The following is a 17,272-nucleotide window of genomic DNA, read 5'->3' as shown; positions in this document are numbered from 1 at the left end:
CATAAGTTCGGACAAGGAATTACCCCCCGGCAGTTTATGGAGGGGATGCAGAAGAATAAAGAGGAATTCGCAGCAGGATATGAAGCCTTTAACTGGATAAATGAAGAGGATCGCGCGTTTTTCAAAAGTTTGAATTATCGCGATGACTTGCGTATATTGGTCCTTGCGGCTGATTGGTGCGGCGATGTTGTCCGTAGTGTGCCAGTGGTATTCCGTGCATTGGAGGAATCCGGTCTGGAGACGGAAGTACTCATCCTTGAACAGCATGAGGATACGATGGATCATTTCCTGACGTTGGGGGGACGTTCCGTTCCGATTATTATTTTTACGGACACGGGCGGACATGTACTTGGCAGTTGGGGACCACGTCCACAGCATGTGCAGGCACTAATGATTCAGTTCAAGCAGGAGAACCCGGACCGGGAAGCACTTGATTATCAAGACAAGATCAGTGTAGTGAGACAGCAGATGACTGATAAATATAAGGAAGGGGGCGGAGTGAATGCGACGGTCGTATCCGAACTGCGCGCACTCATCTCCGGGTTTTAAATCATATGTTGAGAATAGAGACATTCTCCCTGGGACCATTGCAGACAAATGCTTATTTATTGCGGGGAGAAGATGAGAAAAGGGCCATCATCATCGATCCAGGCATGAATTCTGGCCCACTCTTGCGCAGGATCGAAGGACTGGAGATTGAAGCAATACTGCTGACACATGCCCATTTCGATCATATTGGTGGAGTAGATGAGATTCGCAAGCTGAAGAAGTGCCCGGTTTATTTGCACGCACTTGAGAGCGATTGGCTGACGACGCCTAAGCTAAACGGTTCACTAATGTGGCCGCAGATCGGCGGTCCGATAGCACTTGAGCCAGCCGAATATGAACTTGCGGAAGGACAGAAGTTACATCTGATCGGACATGAATTCACGGTATACCATACGCCAGGACATTCGCCGGGCAGCGTAAGTTTCTTGTGCGGTAAAGACTTATTTTCAGGCGATGTGCTCTTCCGTATGGGTGTAGGAAGGACTGATTTGCCTGGTGGTAGAGAAGTCGATTTATATAATTCAATCCGTGGTAAGCTGTTCCAATTTGCAGATGATGTGATCGTCTATCCGGGGCATGGACCTAAGACGACGATCGGTTATGAACGCGTAGACAATCCATATTTGACATAATCTGGGTAATGAGTGACTCAACCAGCAAATTTGCAACAAATTTGTACACAAAAAGTACAAAGATACTGGACAAAAGTGTATTCACTTGCTAGAATATAGTCATTAAATATTTGTAACTTTTGCGAAGCACGCAAGCTGAGGAGTATTCCCGGTTTGCGTTCTTTTTTTTGTTTTTTTATGCGTGTTCAAAAAGGTCGGTTTTACTTCATGATTACAAGCGGACTTTTTGAACAACATCTATAGCGGTTTTTTTTAGCTTCTGAAATACATTGAACGGATCGTTCGAGAGGTAAAAGGAGGCAGATCAATGAAAAGCCGATTGTCGCATATTATAGATGCGAGTCAGTCTTTGGCATATTCACAGGAGCATAAGAGGGAGAGCCGAAGTCCAGAAGATTCAAACAATTACATACATGATAAAGAACGGCTGCTCCTATGGGATCGGCTTGTACTCCGTTCCGGTACAATTCGGCAACCTTGGCATGAGAAGCTTTGTGAGCTTCGGAGGAGCAGGTATTGAGATCAATTCGTTAGATTCAATTTAGAGTGAGCACGGGATGACTCAGTAGAAATATTATAATGGTTAAGACAAACTGGACATGTTGGAATAGAAGCGAGGGTGGCTGATATTCCGAAGCGTGTCTTTTTTTCGTCTGGTTATTATCGAGTGGGATATAATTGACTTGAAATTCCTACATTTTGCAGTTATTTAATCAATATTGATTGTTGTAGCGTATCTCCATCAAGAGATTAAGAGGAATAAAATAATTTTTCTGTGGATTGAACGGAATCGAATAGTAGATCGTAATATAGATGTTTACCGGTAAAACAAAAGGGGTGCTTGGATGGATCTGATGAAGGAACGGATAATTGAGGCGCAAAACGGGGATGATGCAGCCCTGGCTTCGCTCATTCATGAGCACTATTCCTTCGTATTTAAATATTTGGTGAAAGTCACGATGGACACGAAGCTGGCTGAGGATTTAACGCAGGATACGATGCTGCGGTGTATAGAGAAGCTCGAGTATTATGATGGCAGCTCATCCTTCTCCTCCTGGCTGATCACGATTGCTACGCGTCTATTCATAGACCGAACCCGGCGCAGGAAGACGGAAAGGCAATGGCTGAAGAAGGAAGGCGAGGCACGTTCCTTGCAATGGCAATTTTCACATGTTCATGAAGAATGGTCGGAAGCACTGGAGCTGTTGTCTAGGCTGCCTTCAGAGCAGCGAATTGCCATTTTGCTTAAGCATTACTACGGATACAGTTATGACGAGATTGGAGATATATTGAAAGTTTCTCCCGGAACGGTCAAATCCCGCGTTTCCTATGGACTTAGCGCGCTGCGAAAGGAGCTTAAAAACAATGGGACATAATCGTATATCCGATAAGGATGAAGATCAACTGCTTACCGGTCTGCTTGAAGATTTAAGGAAAATTGATCAAGTTGTATCGCCGAATCAAAACTTTACTCCTGAGGCCTGGATGGGTATCGTCCACGAAAAGCGAAGAGAGCGCAGGCGTTGGAAACAGTGGGAGACAGTCCTGTTTGTCATCGTCGCCCTTATGCTGACTCTTGGCGGAGGCTGGTTCTTATATCGCGAGCCGCAGCTATTCATCATGCTTCAGGTGATGACCACTGTTATCGGGCTTGGTGTCATCGTGTGGACCATGCCTAAGCTCTGGAGGGAGGGGCGGCAATGAAAACTGACAGTTTGCCGCTTTGGGCCTGGTTGCTGATCGGATTGACTTTGTTAACCCAAGGAATTTACATGTTCCTGGATGCGCGCAGAAGGGGCGGAAGGGCCTGGCTATGGGGACTTTGGGGCCTTACAAGTTTCCCGCTTCCCTCCGTGGTCTATTTGATCGTCGTATGGTTGTATAGCCGGAGAAAGAAGAAGTCCAGAAAATAAATATGGATGAAGAAGTGAGGGGATCTAGATGGATATTCAGTGGCAAATAATCGCCCCTGTTATTTTACTGCAATTGATACTGGTCGTCATTGCGCTCGTATCGCTGGCCAAGGCGGAGGCGGAGACGGTCCGAGGCACGAAGTTGCTGTGGGTCGTCATTATTCTATTTGGAAATATCATCGGCAGCATCGTCTATTTCGTCGCTGGCAGAAAGGATGATGGGGCATGATCATACAAGTTAATCAGTTAACGAGAAAGTTCGGAGAACGCACTACAGTGAAGGGAATATCCTTTGCGCTAGAGAAGGGAAGTTGTACAGCACTGCTTGGTCCCAATGGAGCAGGCAAGACAACAACTTTGCGGATGCTGGCGGGACTGCTCACCCCAAGCAGTGGAACAATTACGAGGTCAGGCCGGGATCAGAGTAAAGGACGTCTATCCAATAATCATAGTCAGATCGGATACTTGCCGCAGCATCCGTCCTTCTATAAATGGATGAGCGGTATGGAGTTCGTCGTCTATGCAGCAAGACTTAGCGGAATGAGCAAACAGGAGGCAAGAAGCGAGGCGGAGGCTGTCCTGGAGCGAGTAGGCTTAAAATCAGCAGCTCGTCGTCGGATCTCCGGTTACTCTGGCGGAATGAAGCAGCGCCTTGGTCTGGCACAAGCGCTTGTCCATCACCCGGATCTGCTGCTGCTCGACGAGCCAGTCTCGGCACTTGATCCGGTTGGACGAAGAGAGGTCATGGAGTTGCTGCAGGAATTGAAGGGGGAGACGACGATCCTCTTATCTACGCATGTGCTTCATGATGCTGAGGAAGTCTGTGATCGCGTAATGATGATGAGAGAGGGCGAGATTGTTGAGAATGGTGAATTGTCCGACCTGCTCGCCAAGTACAGCTTGCCGGTATTGAATTTGCAGCTTGAACATCATAGCAGTCAGCGTGCTGCTGATTGGTTGAGATCGCTGCAGGATCGTTCATTTGTGTTGGAATATGAGCAGCAGGGTGGCGCTGCGACAATTACGGTCAGCAATATGAAGGAGGCCAGAGCGGTCATCTTATCCGAAGCGGCGGAGCGCCATATCCCTTTGCAGCGCTTCGAGGCAGGTTCATCCTCACTGGAGAAAATGTTTATGAAGGTGGTTCAGTCATGAGGAATACACTGTTGCTATATGGCAAGGAAATGCTGGAGATGAGCCGGAGCTATAAATTGCTGTGGGTTCCCGTCGTTTTTATATTGCTTGGTGTCATGCAGCCGGTTATGATGTACTATCTGCCTGAATTGCTAGCCGCTTCTGGTGATATACCCGCTGAACTAGCAAGTACCCTTGCTGTACCTAGCGCACCTGAAGTCATGGCTCAGGTGTTGAATCAATATAATACAATCGGTATTCTTCTAGTCGTGATTGCCGGTATGAATTTGGTTGCTGGGGAACGGTACTCAGGAACAGCAGCCTTGATATTGGTTCGAAGAGTAAGCCCTACACAGTTCATTGTTGCGAAGTGGCTAGGACATATAACACTTATCGCAGTCTCGTATTCGCTCAGTTATTTGGCGGCATGGTATTATAGCAGTATTATGCTGGGCAGCTTAGCATGGCAGACGACCCTTCAAGCTGGGGCGATCTATTTATGCTGGATTTTGCTGGCGGCCTCGATTATTTTACTATTTAGCACAGTGTTGAAGGGGGGAGCGGCTGCGCTCGCTTCAATCCTGCTCCTGGTGGTGTTAACTATGACCCATAGTCTGCTCCCTTCTTGGTTCAGCTGGAGTCCGGCCAGGTTGGCGGTAGATGCGATGAGTCTGCTTAGCGGAATCGGCAGTGTGAATCTTGTTGGACCGCTGCTGTTAACTGTGCTTGCTGTTCTGTTATGTGTTATGGGAGCATCTTATATTATGCGCAATCAGGCTATTCAGGATCAGCCTTAAATATCCGTCATTGATCTAATAGGGTATCTATTCCGGCAAGCTTTTCAAATGGCTGGATAGATACCCTATATTCCTTTGTTTTCCATATAGTCTCCACAACGCTCCCTGACTTTGTTATACTTGTAATTCCAGATAGTTGTGATTTGTCAGCAGGAAGGTGAGCATATGAATATGGATTTCGAACTGCTGTTGCGGGTTCTGATCGCTGGGCTCTGCGGTGTAACGATCGGTCTTGAACGCAAGAACCGCATGAAGGAAGCCGGGGTTCGTACCCATTTTGTCGTCTCGGTTGGTGCGGCATTGATGATTATTGTGTCCAAGTATGGATTTCAGGACCAGATTGGCTGGAGTAATCTGTCTTTGGACCCATCGAGGGTGGCCGCAGGTGTGGTTAGCGGTGTTGGCTTTCTCGGTGCTGGGATGATCTTCATGCAGAAGAATACCGTTCGCGGACTTACAACGGCCGCAGGGATATGGGCAACAGCAGGCATTGGCATGGCGGTTGGTGCAGGGATGTATTTTATCGGAATCGGGGTTATGATCATTATCGTGATCGGGCAGCTCGTACTGCATGGCCGCTTCAACTGGCTAGCATCTCCCAAGACAGAGAAGCTGCTGGTTACGATTGATAATGATGAAGAGATTATTCCTGGATTCATGGATAGGTTGTCTAAGCGGCATATTACGATTATCGGCTTTGAAGCAGAACGTAAGGATAAGGAGATGGTTCTGCGTCTCACCGTGCAATTCAAAGCAGGTTCGGATATTGAGAAGTTATTGTCATTTATGGAAGAAGAGAGCGTTGTCAAGAAAATGAAGATCGGGGAGTAGTCGTGAGATAATAGTTCATCATAGAGATATCTTGCCCTTCTCTTTGTTTTTTAGTAGGATTATATAAAAGTAAGGAGAGCCCGCTTATATTGCGTGTTCAAAAATATTTCTAAGTATATATCAGGGAGGTAAGACGATGCTGCCTTTGGGAGAGAGAATTGTAATCGTCGGCGATGCTTTTGAGCAGAATCTTCCTGTTGGGGAATATGGTTACGTCATTGCTTACGACCGTAATCCGGACAATGCTTTTGATTATCTTGTTCGGTCTCCGAAGACTGGACGGAATTACTTCGTCCCTTCGAGCGATATCGAATCCGAAGAACTGCTAACCCAGCAAGAAGTAGAGTTGACTACGAGAGAAGCTCTGATCGACTATGCTCTGGCTACTTATAATGAGAAACTGTTCATGCATATTATGAATGGCGAGAATGAAGAAGTAGAAGAGCAGGAGGAATCCGCCAAGGAACCTCTATCGCAGGCAGAGTTTATTAAGCAAGTGAATTTGCGAGCTTGGATATAAGTGTGTCCAACCTCTATAAGAGAGTCGGCCTGTGTAGGGCGGACTCTTTTTTTCTGTACGGGTAGATGGCTTTTGTTTGGTTTCGCGTTAACGGATTGAATTGCACCTCATTCTACAATATAATTTTATTCATCCGAATAAAGGGAGGACGACTATGGGTATCCAGGTACAAGACGTGGAACATGTTGCAAAACTGGCACGTCTGAAATTGAATGATGAAGAGCGGGAAATGTTCACTGGACAATTGAATGCGATTTTACAATATGCCGAGAAATTGAATGAACTCGATACGGAAAATGTGGAGCCGACGACGCATGTTCTGCCGCTTAGCAACGTCATGCGGGAGGATCAGGTTCATGAGAGCCTGTCGCAGGAGCAAGTATTCCGCAATGCACCGGACGAGGAAGACGGACAATTTAAAGTTCCGGCCGTATTGGAATAGAAGAGGTAGTTCAACTCGTAATAAAAGTATTAGTCCTGAAAATTTTGGAAGGAGGAAGATGGAGTGACGTTATTAGATTTGCGCTTGCAGGAACTACATAATCAGCTCAGCAAGAAGGAGCTGTCCGTAACGGATCTGGTAGGGGAAGCGTTCGCCAGAATTAAGGAGCATGATGAGCGTGTAGGTGCTTATTTGACTTTAAATGAAGAGGGGGCTCATGCTGAGGCGGCCCGCCTCGATAACAAGCTTGGCAGCGATGAGGCCAAAGGCTTGCTATTCGGTTTGCCGGCAGGAATTAAGGATAATATGGTGACAGAGGGTCTAAGAACGACTTGTGCCAGCCAATTTTTGTCCAATTATAATCCGATCTATGATGCTACGGTTGTAACCAAGCTGAAGCAGGCTGAAACTGTGACGATCGGCAAGCTGAATATGGACGAGTTCGCCATGGGCGGCTCGAATGAGAATTCAAGCTTCCATCCGGTGCGTAATCCATGGGATTTGACTCGAGTACCTGGCGGTTCCAGTGGCGGCTCGGCTGCGGCAGTTGCAGCGGGCGAAGCTTATTTCACTCTCGGTTCCGATACAGGTGGCTCGATTCGCCAACCGGCATCCTATTGCGGAGTAGTTGGGTTGAAGCCGACTTATGGACTCGTATCGCGGTACGGATTGGTCGCATTCGCATCTTCTCTGGATCAGATCGGACCTATTACGAAGAATGTCGAGGACGCTGCTTACGTGCTGCAAGCTATTGCGGGGCATGATGCGAAGGATTCTACTTCGGCGAATGTGGATATTCCGGATTATGTGAGTGCATTGTCAGGCGAGATCTCCGGGCTTAAAATTGCGGTGCCTAAGGAATATCTGGATGGCATTGATCCTCAGGTCAAGGCTGCAGTGCTGGAAGCTCTGCGGGTATTGGAAGGGCTCGGCGCAGAATGGGAGGAAGTATCGTTGCCGCATACAGAGTATGCTGTAGCTGCTTACTACTTGCTAGCTTCCTCAGAAGCGTCATCCAACCTGTCGCGTTTTGATGGTGTACGTTATGGAGTACGTGCGGAGCAAGGCGGCAATCTGCTGGATCTGTATCTGGATTCGCGCAGCCAGGGCTTCGGACCGGAAGTGAAGCGGCGGATTATGCTTGGAACTTATGCTCTTAGCTCCGGTTATTATGATGCTTATTATTTAAAAGCACAGAAGGTACGCACGCTGATCAAACAAGACTTCGATCGGACCTTTGAGAAATATGATGTCATTATCGGACCTACTGCTCCGACGACGGCTTTCCAGCTTGGTTCCCAGGTAGATGATCCGCTTACGATGTATCTCAACGATATTTTGACGATACCGATGAGCTTGGCTGGGGTGCCTGCCATGAGCGTGCCTTGCGGCTTTGCAGATGGCTTGCCTGTTGGTCTGCAAATTATCGGCAAGGCATTTGATGAGAGTACAATTCTGCGTGTGGCTCATGCCTATGAGGCGCATACGGATCATCATAAACACCGCCCATCTCTATAAGAGGTAGTTTAAAAAGCCGGTGCTGAAAGTCCGACTTTTTAAACAAGTACTATAATGGGCGGTGTCTGTTAAGACGCTCTTAAGTTGATGGGACAGCCCTTCGCATCTTGCGATGAGGCAGTATTAAAGTTAGCAGGAGGATCGATATGTCAACATCTAAATATGAAACGGTGATCGGACTGGAAGTGCATGTGGAGCTGCATACGAAATCGAAGATTTTCTGCGGATGCTCCACGGAATTCGGCGCACCACCCAACAGCCATACTTGTCCTGTCTGTCTTGGACACCCCGGCGTGCTGCCTGTGTTAAACCGCCAGGCGGTAGATTATGCTATGAAGGCGGCGATGGCGCTAAATTGTGAAATTGGCGATGTGTGCAAGTTCGACCGCAAGAACTACTTCTATCCTGATTCACCAAAAGCTTATCAAATCTCTCAATTTGATCAGCCGATCGGATTGAACGGCTATATCGACATTGAGATGGACGGATATACGAAGCGCATCGGCATTACTCGCCTTCATCTGGAAGAAGATGCGGGTAAGTTGACGCATGTAGACGGCGGCTATGCTTCGTTGGTCGACTTCAACCGTGTCGGAACTCCACTCGTCGAAATCGTGTCTGAGCCGGAAATCTCTACGCCGGAAGAGGCGAAGGCTTATCTGGAGAAGATGCGGGCAATTATGCAGTACTGCGATGTATCCGACGTAAAAATGGAAGAAGGTTCGATGCGCTGTGATGCGAACATCAGCCTTCGTCCTCATGGGCAGAAGGAATTCGGGACTCGTGCCGAATTGAAGAATATGAACTCCTTCCGCGGTGTACAACGCGGCTTGGAATATGAGCAGTACCGTCAAGCTGAGATTTTGGACGAAGGCGGGGAAGTTGTACAGGAGACTCGTCGCTGGGATGATTCCCAAGGCAAGACATTCTCGATGCGCGGTAAGGAAGAAGCTCATGATTATCGCTACTTCCCAGATCCGGATCTGGTTAAACTGTATATTGATGAAGATTGGAAGGCACGGATACGTGCGTCGATTCCTGAGCTTCCAGATGCCCGTAAGGCACGTTATACGAAGGACTATGGTCTGCCGGATTATGATGCCGCGGTTATTACATCCTCGAAGCCACTTGCCGATCTGTTCGAGAGCAGCCTGGAGCATACATCTGATTCAAAATCCATATCCAACTGGATTATGGGCGAATTGCTTGGCTATTTGAACAGCAACGGATTGGAATTGGCTGCAGTGAAGCTGACAGGTCAGGGTCTTGGCGAAATGGTCAACCTGATTGAGAAAGGGACGATCAGTTCCAAGATCGCTAAGACGGTCTTCAAAGAGATGCTGCAGAGCGGCAAGCTCCCACAGCAAATTGTTGAGGAGCAAGGTCTTGTGCAAATTAGCGATGAAGGCGCAATTTTGGCCATCGTGCAGGAAGTTGTGGCCAATAACCCGGCCTCTGTACAGGATTATCAGGCAGGCAAGGAGAAGGCGATCGGCTTCCTCGTTGGTCAAGTGATGAAACAGAGCAAAGGAAAAGCCAATCCTGGACTTGTGAACAAGCTGTTAGTCGAAGTGTTGAAGCAATAGAGACTTGGCTTAACACTCTATCAAAATTATCAGATTTGGGCTACGAAAAGGATGGGAAGCCGTGTGATCAGATTGTTATCTCTTCAGGACCCGGACGTAGTGGAGCAGATATGGAGCCTACAGCATACGGCTTACCGTTTGGAGGCATTGGCGATAGGACTTGCTTCATATCCGCCTCTGAGTGATACGTTCGATTCAATCAGATGCAGTGAGGAAGATTTCTATGGGTACTTATCGGACGAGCCGGGACATAATGAGGAAGGCGGGGAGCTGCTGGGAGTGATCTCAATCCGGGCAGAATCATCTGTCCATCTGTCCCTTACCCGGTTAATGGTACATCCAGAACATATGCGTGAAGGCATCGGAACTGCCTTGGTTAGTTATCTTCTCGATCATTACGATAATATCCAGCATTTCTCCGTTACGGCGGGAACGCTTAATGCTCCGGCCGTATCCTTGTACCAGAAATTTGGCTTCATGCCGGGAGAGACAGTAAGGTCGACGGCGGGTGTAGATCTGACGCTATTTCATCTCCATCGCTAGTTACAGATGATTTTATAGATGTAGTTCAAAAAGTCCGCTTTTGATCACGAAGTAACACTGAGAGCATATTCGACATCGAATCTTGAATTCAGCCGGGCCTTACGGTGCTCACGTACAAACTACGTACGCTCCGCTCCTCAGTCCCTAGCTTCATTCAACCTTCTCGGTGCTGAAAACCGTACTTTTTGAACATGCATTTAAAGACGTAGTTCAAAGAGTCCGCAAATAGCACACTTATCTGCCGTCAGGCGGATAGGGAGTGCTATTTTTTAAATTAGGAGAGCGTTTCTTGAAAAGAGAAATTATTATAAATTACAAAGAGGCCTATTTTCGGTTACAATAAGTCAAGAGGGGAGGAGATGGTGTAAATGGAACCCTCAAATTCGTTGATAAGCCCGGAAGAGCTTAAGCAGAAGCATAAGGCTGGCTACAAACCAAGGCGCCGCAAAAGGAAATTCATTGCTTGTCTGCTCTCTACGCTTTTCCCGGGATTTGGTCATTTATATTTGCAAAAATTCATAAAAGGCAGTCTTTTTATAGATGTTTTTCTTATCGATTTGGCGCTGCTTGTGTACTTCTCTTCGGCTCATATGAGAATCAATGTACCGTTGTTACTCGTACTTGGCTTGCTAGTGACTGTTGTATATTTCTATAGCATCTATGATGTTCTTCAGACAACAGATGCTGTCAACGCCAGCTTGAAACGGGGCGAAGAGAGTGGAACAGCGGAGCAGGTTGAAGCAGTGGACCCATTGGGTTCGGAGGTAGGTGCATTAACCGGGATCATTCTAATCAGTGGTGGGATTATCGCTTTTATATTGCGCATGAAGCCAGCCTGGCTGGAAGGACTAATTCAGAATTATGGCAGCTACGGTGTATCAGTAGCTATGATGCTCACGGGACTCATCTGGATTGTCATGGAGGGCAGGCGACATATATTACGGGCAGGTCGGCTTACGGCTTCAGTATTACTGATTGCAGTTGCTATACTCATGTGGATCGATGTTAGAAGCGGACAGGATTATATGCTCTTATTGCTTAAATGGTGGCCTCTGTTGCTGGTACTTGGTGGATTGGAGCTTATGCTAGCGATGGTCTGGAACCGGAGGAAGGTATGCAGACCGATCCGTAGACTGCGTATCGACTTCAAAGGGCTGCTCTTGTCGTTATGCATCGGCGTTTCGGTATTCGCCATTACACAGCAGGATCATTATATGCATTTATGGAACCGGGTCAGCCTTGATCTTGCTTCAGCAGGCGCTGAGTTCAGCGGGGAAGAAGGGTACAGGACGGATAAGTCAGCTGTAGAGATTCCAATTGATCTGGACACCGGAAAGATTGTAGTGAACGGGATAAATGGTGATATCGATGTCAAGAGCGCGGAGATTAATGAGGTAATCATTAAATCCACGGTATGGATCGACCAAGTTCCCGAGGAAGAGGCGAGGGACATTGCCGAGGAAACTTCTGTTGTTGTGGGTGAAGGCAAGATATTAGATCTTTCGGTGAAGGATCATACCTATGGCGAGAGCGGCAGACGCCACCCTCGTGTGAATATAACGCTGATTGTTCCGCAGAACCGCTTCCTTGATCTCGATGTTAGTACGACTAGCGGATCTATTACCTTAACTGGCCTGCAGGCGATGAATCAATTCAAGCTGCAGACCGGAGGTGGTAACTTCAAGTTCTGGGATATCGTCGGTGAGGTCTCGGCAAGAACCTTGAACGGTAACGCAGAGCTGTATCGGATATTCGGCAACGCGCAAGTGGATACGCAGGGCGGTAATATCAAGGCTAAGGGGATTGCCGGAGATGCGGCGCTATCCACACTGGTCGGCAATATTTCGCTGGTGAACTCGCAGGGGAACATCAACGTTACGACCAAGAACGGAAATATCCAGGTTGACGCTGTTCCAGAGGAGCTTAAGGCGGAATCGCTTAATGGCAGGATTCAAGTATCCTCGTCAGTTGTCGGCGGAGATTGGAATGTATACAGCGCTGTAGGAGAAATCAACCTGGCGCTACCGGAAATCGGTGATTATATGATCATGGGCTCGAGTGGATATGGGAATATTACGAGCAACCTTCCGTTTACCATAAATGGTAAAGAAATTTCTGGCATTTCCGGGAATGGCGATCATGAAATTCAAGTCGAGGGCAATAGTGACTTAATTGTGAATAGACGTTAACGCGGAATCATCAAAAGTCTACTTTTTGAGCTACATTTAAAGTGAGTGTTCAAAAAGGCCGGTTTTCAGCACCGAGAAGGTTGGATGAAGCTAGGGAGTGAGGAGCGGAGCGTACGTAGTTTTTACGTGAGCACCGGAAGGCCCGGGTGAATTCAAGATTCGATGTCGAATAAGCTCTCAGTGTTACTTCGTGATCAAAAGCTGACTTTTTGAACTACATTTAAAGTTGCGTTGACAAACGTTTTAACCTAACCGTACAATAACATTGCAGGGGTTAGTTCTTCTGCACTATCAAAAAGGCGGTGGACATAATGGCTTCGCGCGTTCAACATGCGTTAGAACAACTGAAAATGAATGGTGTCCGCATAACGCCGCAACGTCATGCCATCCTTAGCTATCTTATGGATACGATGGGACATCCGACCGCGGATGAGATTTACCGAGCACTGGAGCCGCGTTTTCCGAATATGAGCGTGGCTACGGTATATAACAACCTAAAAATGTTCATTGAGGCTGGCTTGGTCAGAGAGCTGACGTATGGCGATAGCTCAAGCCGTTTCGATGCCGATGTTTCGAATCATTATCATATTATTTGTGAAAAATGCGGAAAAATCGAAGATTTCACTTACCCTTCGCTGGACGAGGTAGAACGTAAGGCCGAAGAGGTAACCGGTTTTGAAGTACATGGGCACCGATTGGAGCTATACGGCGTGTGCAAGGATTGCCGTCGTAATCATTGATTTTCCTGATGTTTGAGAGAACGTGCAGGGTACCTTCGGGAATCCTTCACGTTTTTATTTTATTAGAGGTTCGGGGCTGCAAACCGTACTTTTGAACACGGACTATTAACGTAACGGAGGTACAATTATTTGAAGAGCACAAGAAGCGCATATTACGGAAGCAGAAGACGAAAGAGACGTGGCGTTAAATGGCTATTTGGACTCATTCTCATTATTATTGGCGGTTATTTAGTCTCTTCGCAATTTCTACCGAATCGTCAGCATGTCGACCCGGATTGGAAGGGGAAATTTGATAAACCTATCTTCTATGATGGAGCTATTATGGATTATTCTGCTCTAGGCTCGGAGGATTCGCTCAAGCTTCCTTTACCCGTAATACAAGAAGTGATCGACCCGCATATCCGCTATGAAGAAGAGAACAAGTTAGTTATTTTGACGACGCCTAAGAAGCTGGTCTTTCTGAAGACAGATGAGAAGACAGCGAAGATTAACAATAAACCGATGAAGCTGCTGTTCTCACCGGAAGAGAAGGATGGAGTGCTGTATTTACCTGTTCATTTGCTTAAGGAACTATATGGCATAGAGATTCACGAAGATATGGCCTCCGGAGCAGTTCTGCTGTATACGGCTGGGGAGAACGTTCAGAAGGGTGAGGTGTCAGAACCTGGCAAGAAGAAGGAAAGCTTGAAATACCCTCTGCGGGTAGAGCCGAACATTCATAAACCAATCGTGGCAGACGTGAAACCAGGTACGAAGTTTCGTATATTGGGCGATGTGGACGACTGGTACCATGTGCAATTGGATAATGGATACACGGGTTATTTGCAGGCCAAGCATGTAGAGATTGGTGAGTCGATCGATATCCCGAAGGCAGTGGAGGAATTGTCGCCTGCCAAGCAGAAATGGAAGTCCAAAGCGGTGAACCTGACCTGGGAAGCAGTCTATGAGGTTGCACCTAAGACAGCGAATATCGGAGAACTGCCTGGAGTAAACGTTGTCAGCCCAACCTGGTTCTCGTTGACCGATGACGAAGGCAACGTGAAGAGCAAAGCGGATATCAACTATGTAAAATGGGCTCATGGGCGAGGCATGCAAGTATGGGGCTTGTTCAATAATAGCTTTGATCCAGATTTGACCTCGGGAGCGTTAGCCAGCTTTGAAAATCGGATGACGACGATTCTGCAAATGCTGCATTATGCAAAATTGTATGATCTTGATGGAATAAATATCGATTATGAGAATGTGTATACTAAGGATGGAGACAACCTGACTCAATTTATGAGGGAGCTGCGCCCACTTGCCCAAGAATATGGTCTTGTCGTCTCGATCGATGTAACGCCAAAATCGAACAGTGAGATGTGGTCCGCGTTCCTGGATCGCAAATCGCTTGGTGAGATTGTAGACTATCTAATTCTGATGGCATACGACGAGCATTGGGCGGCGAGCCCTGTAGCAGGCTCCGTAGCTTCACTACCGTGGGCAGCATCATCGGCCAGTCGGATTCTCGATGAGGATAATGTACCGCCTGAGAAGATGATCCTTGCTGTACCGCTGTACACTCGGGTATGGTCGGAGACAGAGAAGGATGGCAAGGTAGAAGTGAAGTCGAAGGCGATTGGTATGACCAAGGCTCAGAAGATCATTGAGGAGAAGAAGCTGAAGCCTGTATTCTCGGAGGAAGCAGGACAGAACTATGTAGAGTATACGGAAGATCAGGTACGCTATCGGATATGGCTTGAGGATGAAGTATCATTGAAGGCGAGGGTGGATCTCATCAAGTCTCTCAAGCTGGGGGGAGTCGCTTCCTGGAATCGCAGCTTTGCTTCGGACAAGGCCTGGGAGACCTTGAAAGAAGTAACGCAGGCGAAATAATCTGGACCAAGGCAAATCCGAGGTCTGCAAACCTGTTATAAATAAGCTAAAAGAATGCAAAAGGACCATCTATTCCGCTTGAGCGCGAAAATGATGGTCCTTTTTTTATGCGAATGTTATGTATGTTCTCGTTGGCGTCTATTCATTCATGGTGGATGCTGCAGCTTGCTGTTCCAGTTCTTCAGCAGTAATTGTCGCCTGCTCAGGATCGCGAGTCAGAATGGTCTTACAGAACATGCAGCGGTCAGTCTTGCCAAGCATTTTCGTTAATTTATGGCATTCGGGGCATTCTAACTGTACTGCGGAGGTCGAGAGCATTCCGGCCCAGAAATAAACCGCCAGACTGGCTAGCATAGCGATCAGTCCGATGGCAAGGCCTATACCGGCGATAATCTTGCCGGATTGGCCCCAGAAGACGATGCCGGCTGTACCTAGCACCATAAGTCCCATTCCGAACATTGTCAGAAGTAGGCCCCATAAACGGAATTCGTTGATTTTGCTGGATTTGAAGAACATTAGCAGCAACCTCTATTCTTATTTTAAATTTGAACTATATAAATGAAAGAACTAAATGACGCAATCCCCATAAGTGCGTGTTCAAAAAGTGTCGTTTTCACCATCGAGAAGATTGGATGAAGCTAGGGTTTGATGAGCGGAGCGTACGTTTTGTGTACGCGAGCACCTGAGATGTTTCCGTAGGAAACATGACTTCGTAAGCATATGCTTAGAACCGGCTGAATTCAAGATTCGATGTCGAATAAGCATTCAATGTTACTTCGTGTTAGATATAGAATTTATAAGTTATCAGCGTAGCTGATGAAATTCTATATCGCAAGAAAACCTACCTTAGGATCGCGGTCGCTCATCCCTGAATGACTTCGATCGGTTTTCTTATCAAAAGCGAACTTTTTGAACAACCTTGCAAGGAGGAAACTTGAATGTGGTGTAGAACTATATTATATCGAATTGGCAAGGATACGCCAAGGTAGGAGGTTACTGTGGAGCCGACCATTTTCTCTTTTCCAGATACAGATCGTTGCCCTGGGGCAATTGGAGCAATAGTCTATCGTCAAGGAGGGGAACGTCATTCCCCATTGCCGAATGATTATGATTTACTGATCATAGCTGTCTGTCATGACCTGGAGGATGACGTCAGGATAGAACATTTTATCAACCGGGATGTACGTTATCAATTGCTGCAGGTAGGGAAGAGCTACTTGCTGCGTTCTCTTGTCTCCGGGGATAATCCAGATATTCTGCGCTGCTTCTTGCAGGGGGGTGTGATCTGGGATGTTGAAGGAGAGCTCACAGCATTTCGCGGCGAGTTGATTCAATTCAAAGGGGACTTAAGAAGCCGTCGGCGCTTCAAGGAGTATTCACGTATGCTGCGGATGTACACTGAAGCCAAGCATTATGAGCAAGCAAAAGACTTCATGGACGCTTATTACTGCGTGATGCAAGCATTGAAGCACTATGCCAATATCGAATTGATTGAGCAGGGGGTATTGCCGGAGAGCGTTACTTGGGAACAAATGCTTTCTTTGAACCCTGTGGTGTATAAATTGTTCCATGAGCTTACCAATAGCAAGGAGACCTTAAGCCAAAGGATTGATCTCTTGCTACTGACCAATGAGTTCTCGATTGTATCCAAGATGGAAGATTGCTGTACGCCTCTATTGCGTGTGATGGAGTGCCGCAAAGATACGTGGAGTGTCCATGAGCTGTCGCAATTTCCTGAACTGAAGCATGCGAAGGAAGATCTTCCGCTTGTCCTTAGTAAGCTGGTACATCATTCTCTAATAAAAGAGGTAACGTTAGCGGCGGCGAATGGTTATGGGGAAGGTAGAGAGATTCGCTACAAGGCGTAGTTTCAGAGAAGAATATTACCCTCATTCTAGTGTGATATTTTTCCAATAAATTTAATATGCTAAATTGCTTGACTCCCTGAGCAGTTCTATGATAAATTAAATCTCGCCCCTGAAAGACAAGAAAGTTGTTGAGTGAGG

At 47.0% G+C, this 17,272-nt stretch carries 20 protein-coding genes; 19 read left to right on the top strand and 1 reads right to left on the bottom strand.

The features are described 5' to 3' along the window. Positions 1 to 36: 36 nt before the first annotated feature. From EI981_RS24335 to EI981_RS24250, 18 genes are all read left to right on the top strand, one after another. A complete protein-coding gene (locus EI981_RS24335; protein WP_237172681.1) occupies positions 37 to 549 on the top strand; it encodes a thioredoxin family protein in 513 nt (170 codons plus the stop codon). Between the two features lie 5 nt (positions 550 to 554). Beyond that, positions 555 to 1,181, top strand: coding sequence for an MBL fold metallo-hydrolase (locus EI981_RS24330; protein WP_127002618.1), 627 nt, complete (start codon positions 555 to 557; stop codon positions 1,179 to 1,181). Positions 1,182 to 1,488: 307 nt separating this feature from the next. After that, positions 1,489 to 1,701, top strand: coding sequence for a hypothetical protein (locus EI981_RS24325; protein WP_127002616.1), 213 nt, complete (start codon positions 1,489 to 1,491; stop codon positions 1,699 to 1,701). A gap of 325 nt (positions 1,702 to 2,026) precedes the next feature. Next, a complete protein-coding gene (sigY, locus tag EI981_RS24320; RefSeq protein WP_127002614.1) occupies positions 2,027 to 2,557 on the top strand; it encodes an RNA polymerase sigma factor SigY in 531 nt (176 codons plus the stop codon). After that, positions 2,547 to 2,885 carry a DUF5345 family protein gene (locus tag EI981_RS24315; RefSeq protein ID WP_127002612.1) on the top strand — a complete coding sequence of 113 codons (339 nt, stop codon included), beginning with the start codon at positions 2,547 to 2,549 and terminating at the stop codon, positions 2,883 to 2,885. Before sigY ends, EI981_RS24315 begins: the two co-directional genes overlap by 11 nt. After that, entirely contained in the window at positions 2,882 to 3,094 is a 213-nt protein-coding gene (locus EI981_RS24310; protein ID WP_127002610.1) for a sigmaY antisigma factor component, read from the top strand. Before EI981_RS24315 ends, EI981_RS24310 begins: the two co-directional genes overlap by 4 nt. Before the next feature lie 28 nt (positions 3,095 to 3,122). Further along, positions 3,123 to 3,323 (top strand): PLDc N-terminal domain-containing protein, encoded by a 201-nt coding sequence (locus EI981_RS24305; protein WP_127002608.1) that lies wholly within the window; start codon positions 3,123 to 3,125, stop codon positions 3,321 to 3,323. Beyond that, the gene (locus EI981_RS24300; RefSeq protein ID WP_127002606.1) at positions 3,320 to 4,249 is read left to right on the top strand and encodes an ABC transporter ATP-binding protein; all 930 of its coding nucleotides are present in this window, start codon (positions 3,320 to 3,322) and stop codon (positions 4,247 to 4,249) included. The genes EI981_RS24305 and EI981_RS24300 overlap by 4 nt, the downstream gene beginning before the upstream one ends. After that, positions 4,246 to 5,025, top strand: a complete 780-nt coding sequence (locus EI981_RS24295; protein ID WP_127002604.1) for an ABC transporter permease — start codon at positions 4,246 to 4,248, stop codon at positions 5,023 to 5,025. Before EI981_RS24300 ends, EI981_RS24295 begins: the two co-directional genes overlap by 4 nt. Before the next feature lie 165 nt (positions 5,026 to 5,190). Continuing rightward, positions 5,191 to 5,856 (top strand): MgtC/SapB family protein, encoded by a 666-nt coding sequence (locus EI981_RS24290; RefSeq protein WP_227011577.1) that lies wholly within the window; start codon positions 5,191 to 5,193, stop codon positions 5,854 to 5,856. A 136-nt stretch (positions 5,857 to 5,992) separates the two neighbouring features. Further along, a complete protein-coding gene (locus EI981_RS24285; RefSeq protein ID WP_127002602.1) occupies positions 5,993 to 6,376 on the top strand; it encodes an ATPase in 384 nt (127 codons plus the stop codon). Between the two features lie 154 nt (positions 6,377 to 6,530). After that, positions 6,531 to 6,818, top strand: coding sequence for an Asp-tRNA(Asn)/Glu-tRNA(Gln) amidotransferase subunit GatC (gatC, locus tag EI981_RS24280; RefSeq protein WP_127002600.1), 288 nt, complete (start codon positions 6,531 to 6,533; stop codon positions 6,816 to 6,818). Between the two features lie 63 nt (positions 6,819 to 6,881). Next, positions 6,882 to 8,336, top strand: coding sequence for an Asp-tRNA(Asn)/Glu-tRNA(Gln) amidotransferase subunit GatA (gatA, locus tag EI981_RS24275; RefSeq protein ID WP_127002598.1), 1,455 nt, complete (start codon positions 6,882 to 6,884; stop codon positions 8,334 to 8,336). Between the two features lie 146 nt (positions 8,337 to 8,482). Continuing rightward, positions 8,483 to 9,922 (top strand): Asp-tRNA(Asn)/Glu-tRNA(Gln) amidotransferase subunit GatB, encoded by a 1,440-nt coding sequence (gene gatB, locus EI981_RS24270; protein WP_127002596.1) that lies wholly within the window; start codon positions 8,483 to 8,485, stop codon positions 9,920 to 9,922. A 63-nt stretch (positions 9,923 to 9,985) separates the two neighbouring features. Continuing rightward, positions 9,986 to 10,465, top strand: coding sequence for a GNAT family N-acetyltransferase (locus tag EI981_RS24265; RefSeq protein ID WP_127002594.1), 480 nt, complete (start codon positions 9,986 to 9,988; stop codon positions 10,463 to 10,465). Between the two features lie 368 nt (positions 10,466 to 10,833). Then, positions 10,834 to 12,654, top strand: coding sequence for a DUF4097 family beta strand repeat-containing protein (locus tag EI981_RS24260; protein WP_127002592.1), 1,821 nt, complete (start codon positions 10,834 to 10,836; stop codon positions 12,652 to 12,654). Positions 12,655 to 12,965: 311 nt separating this feature from the next. Then, positions 12,966 to 13,394: a peroxide-responsive transcriptional repressor PerR gene (perR, locus tag EI981_RS24255; protein ID WP_127002590.1), complete on the top strand. Its 429-nt coding sequence runs from the start codon at positions 12,966 to 12,968 to the stop codon at positions 13,392 to 13,394. A 129-nt stretch (positions 13,395 to 13,523) separates the two neighbouring features. Next, complete coding sequence (locus EI981_RS24250; protein WP_127002588.1) at positions 13,524 to 15,266, top strand: glycosyl hydrolase family 18 protein; 1,743 nt, start codon at positions 13,524 to 13,526, stop codon at positions 15,264 to 15,266. Positions 15,267 to 15,404: 138 nt separating this feature from the next. Here EI981_RS24250 and EI981_RS24245 read toward each other — a convergent pair whose 3' ends face one another. Then, positions 15,405 to 15,782, bottom strand: coding sequence for a YgzB family protein (locus EI981_RS24245; protein ID WP_127002586.1), 378 nt, complete (start codon positions 15,780 to 15,782; stop codon positions 15,405 to 15,407). Between the two features lie 482 nt (positions 15,783 to 16,264). Here EI981_RS24245 and EI981_RS24240 point away from each other — a divergent pair, with 482 nt between their 5' ends. Then, a complete protein-coding gene (locus tag EI981_RS24240) occupies positions 16,265 to 17,134 on the top strand; it encodes a nucleotidyltransferase-like protein (protein ID WP_127002584.1) in 870 nt (289 codons plus the stop codon). Positions 17,135 to 17,272 lie beyond the last annotated feature (138 nt).

This window comes from Paenibacillus lutimineralis (genome assembly GCF_003991425.1).
In the GTDB taxonomy this organism is placed as follows: domain Bacteria; phylum Bacillota; class Bacilli; order Paenibacillales; family Paenibacillaceae; genus Fontibacillus; species Fontibacillus lutimineralis.
This window is presented reverse-complemented; position numbering and strand designations above follow the sequence as displayed.

What these genes read in the sequence shown, in the direction of transcription:
- EI981_RS24310 (WP_127002610.1), top strand. Translation starts at nt 2,882, where the DNA reads ATGAAAACTGACAGTTTGCCGCTTTGGGCCTGGTTGCTGATCGGATTG.
- EI981_RS24290 (WP_227011577.1), top strand. Translation starts at nt 5,191, where the DNA reads ATGAATATGGATTTCGAACTGCTGTTGCGGGTTCTGATCGCTGGGCTC.
- EI981_RS24335 (WP_237172681.1), top strand. Translation starts at nt 37, where the DNA reads ATGGAGGGGATGCAGAAGAATAAAGAGGAATTCGCAGCAGGATATGAA.
- gatB (WP_127002596.1), top strand. Translation starts at nt 8,483, where the DNA reads ATGTCAACATCTAAATATGAAACGGTGATCGGACTGGAAGTGCATGTG.
- sigY (WP_127002614.1), top strand. Translation starts at nt 2,027, where the DNA reads ATGGATCTGATGAAGGAACGGATAATTGAGGCGCAAAACGGGGATGAT.
- EI981_RS24260 (WP_127002592.1), top strand. Translation starts at nt 10,834, where the DNA reads ATGGAACCCTCAAATTCGTTGATAAGCCCGGAAGAGCTTAAGCAGAAG.
- EI981_RS24300 (WP_127002606.1), top strand. Translation starts at nt 3,320, where the DNA reads ATGATCATACAAGTTAATCAGTTAACGAGAAAGTTCGGAGAACGCACT.
- perR (WP_127002590.1), top strand. Translation starts at nt 12,966, where the DNA reads ATGGCTTCGCGCGTTCAACATGCGTTAGAACAACTGAAAATGAATGGT.
- EI981_RS24330 (WP_127002618.1), top strand. Translation starts at nt 555, where the DNA reads ATGTTGAGAATAGAGACATTCTCCCTGGGACCATTGCAGACAAATGCT.
- EI981_RS24315 (WP_127002612.1), top strand. Translation starts at nt 2,547, where the DNA reads ATGGGACATAATCGTATATCCGATAAGGATGAAGATCAACTGCTTACC.
- EI981_RS24245 (WP_127002586.1), bottom strand. Translation starts at nt 15,782, where the DNA reads ATGTTCTTCAAATCCAGCAAAATCAACGAATTCCGTTTATGGGGCCTA.
- gatC (WP_127002600.1), top strand. Translation starts at nt 6,531, where the DNA reads ATGGGTATCCAGGTACAAGACGTGGAACATGTTGCAAAACTGGCACGT.
- EI981_RS24295 (WP_127002604.1), top strand. Translation starts at nt 4,246, where the DNA reads ATGAGGAATACACTGTTGCTATATGGCAAGGAAATGCTGGAGATGAGC.
- EI981_RS24285 (WP_127002602.1), top strand. Translation starts at nt 5,993, where the DNA reads ATGCTGCCTTTGGGAGAGAGAATTGTAATCGTCGGCGATGCTTTTGAG.
- EI981_RS24325 (WP_127002616.1), top strand. Translation starts at nt 1,489, where the DNA reads ATGAAAAGCCGATTGTCGCATATTATAGATGCGAGTCAGTCTTTGGCA.
- EI981_RS24305 (WP_127002608.1), top strand. Translation starts at nt 3,123, where the DNA reads ATGGATATTCAGTGGCAAATAATCGCCCCTGTTATTTTACTGCAATTG.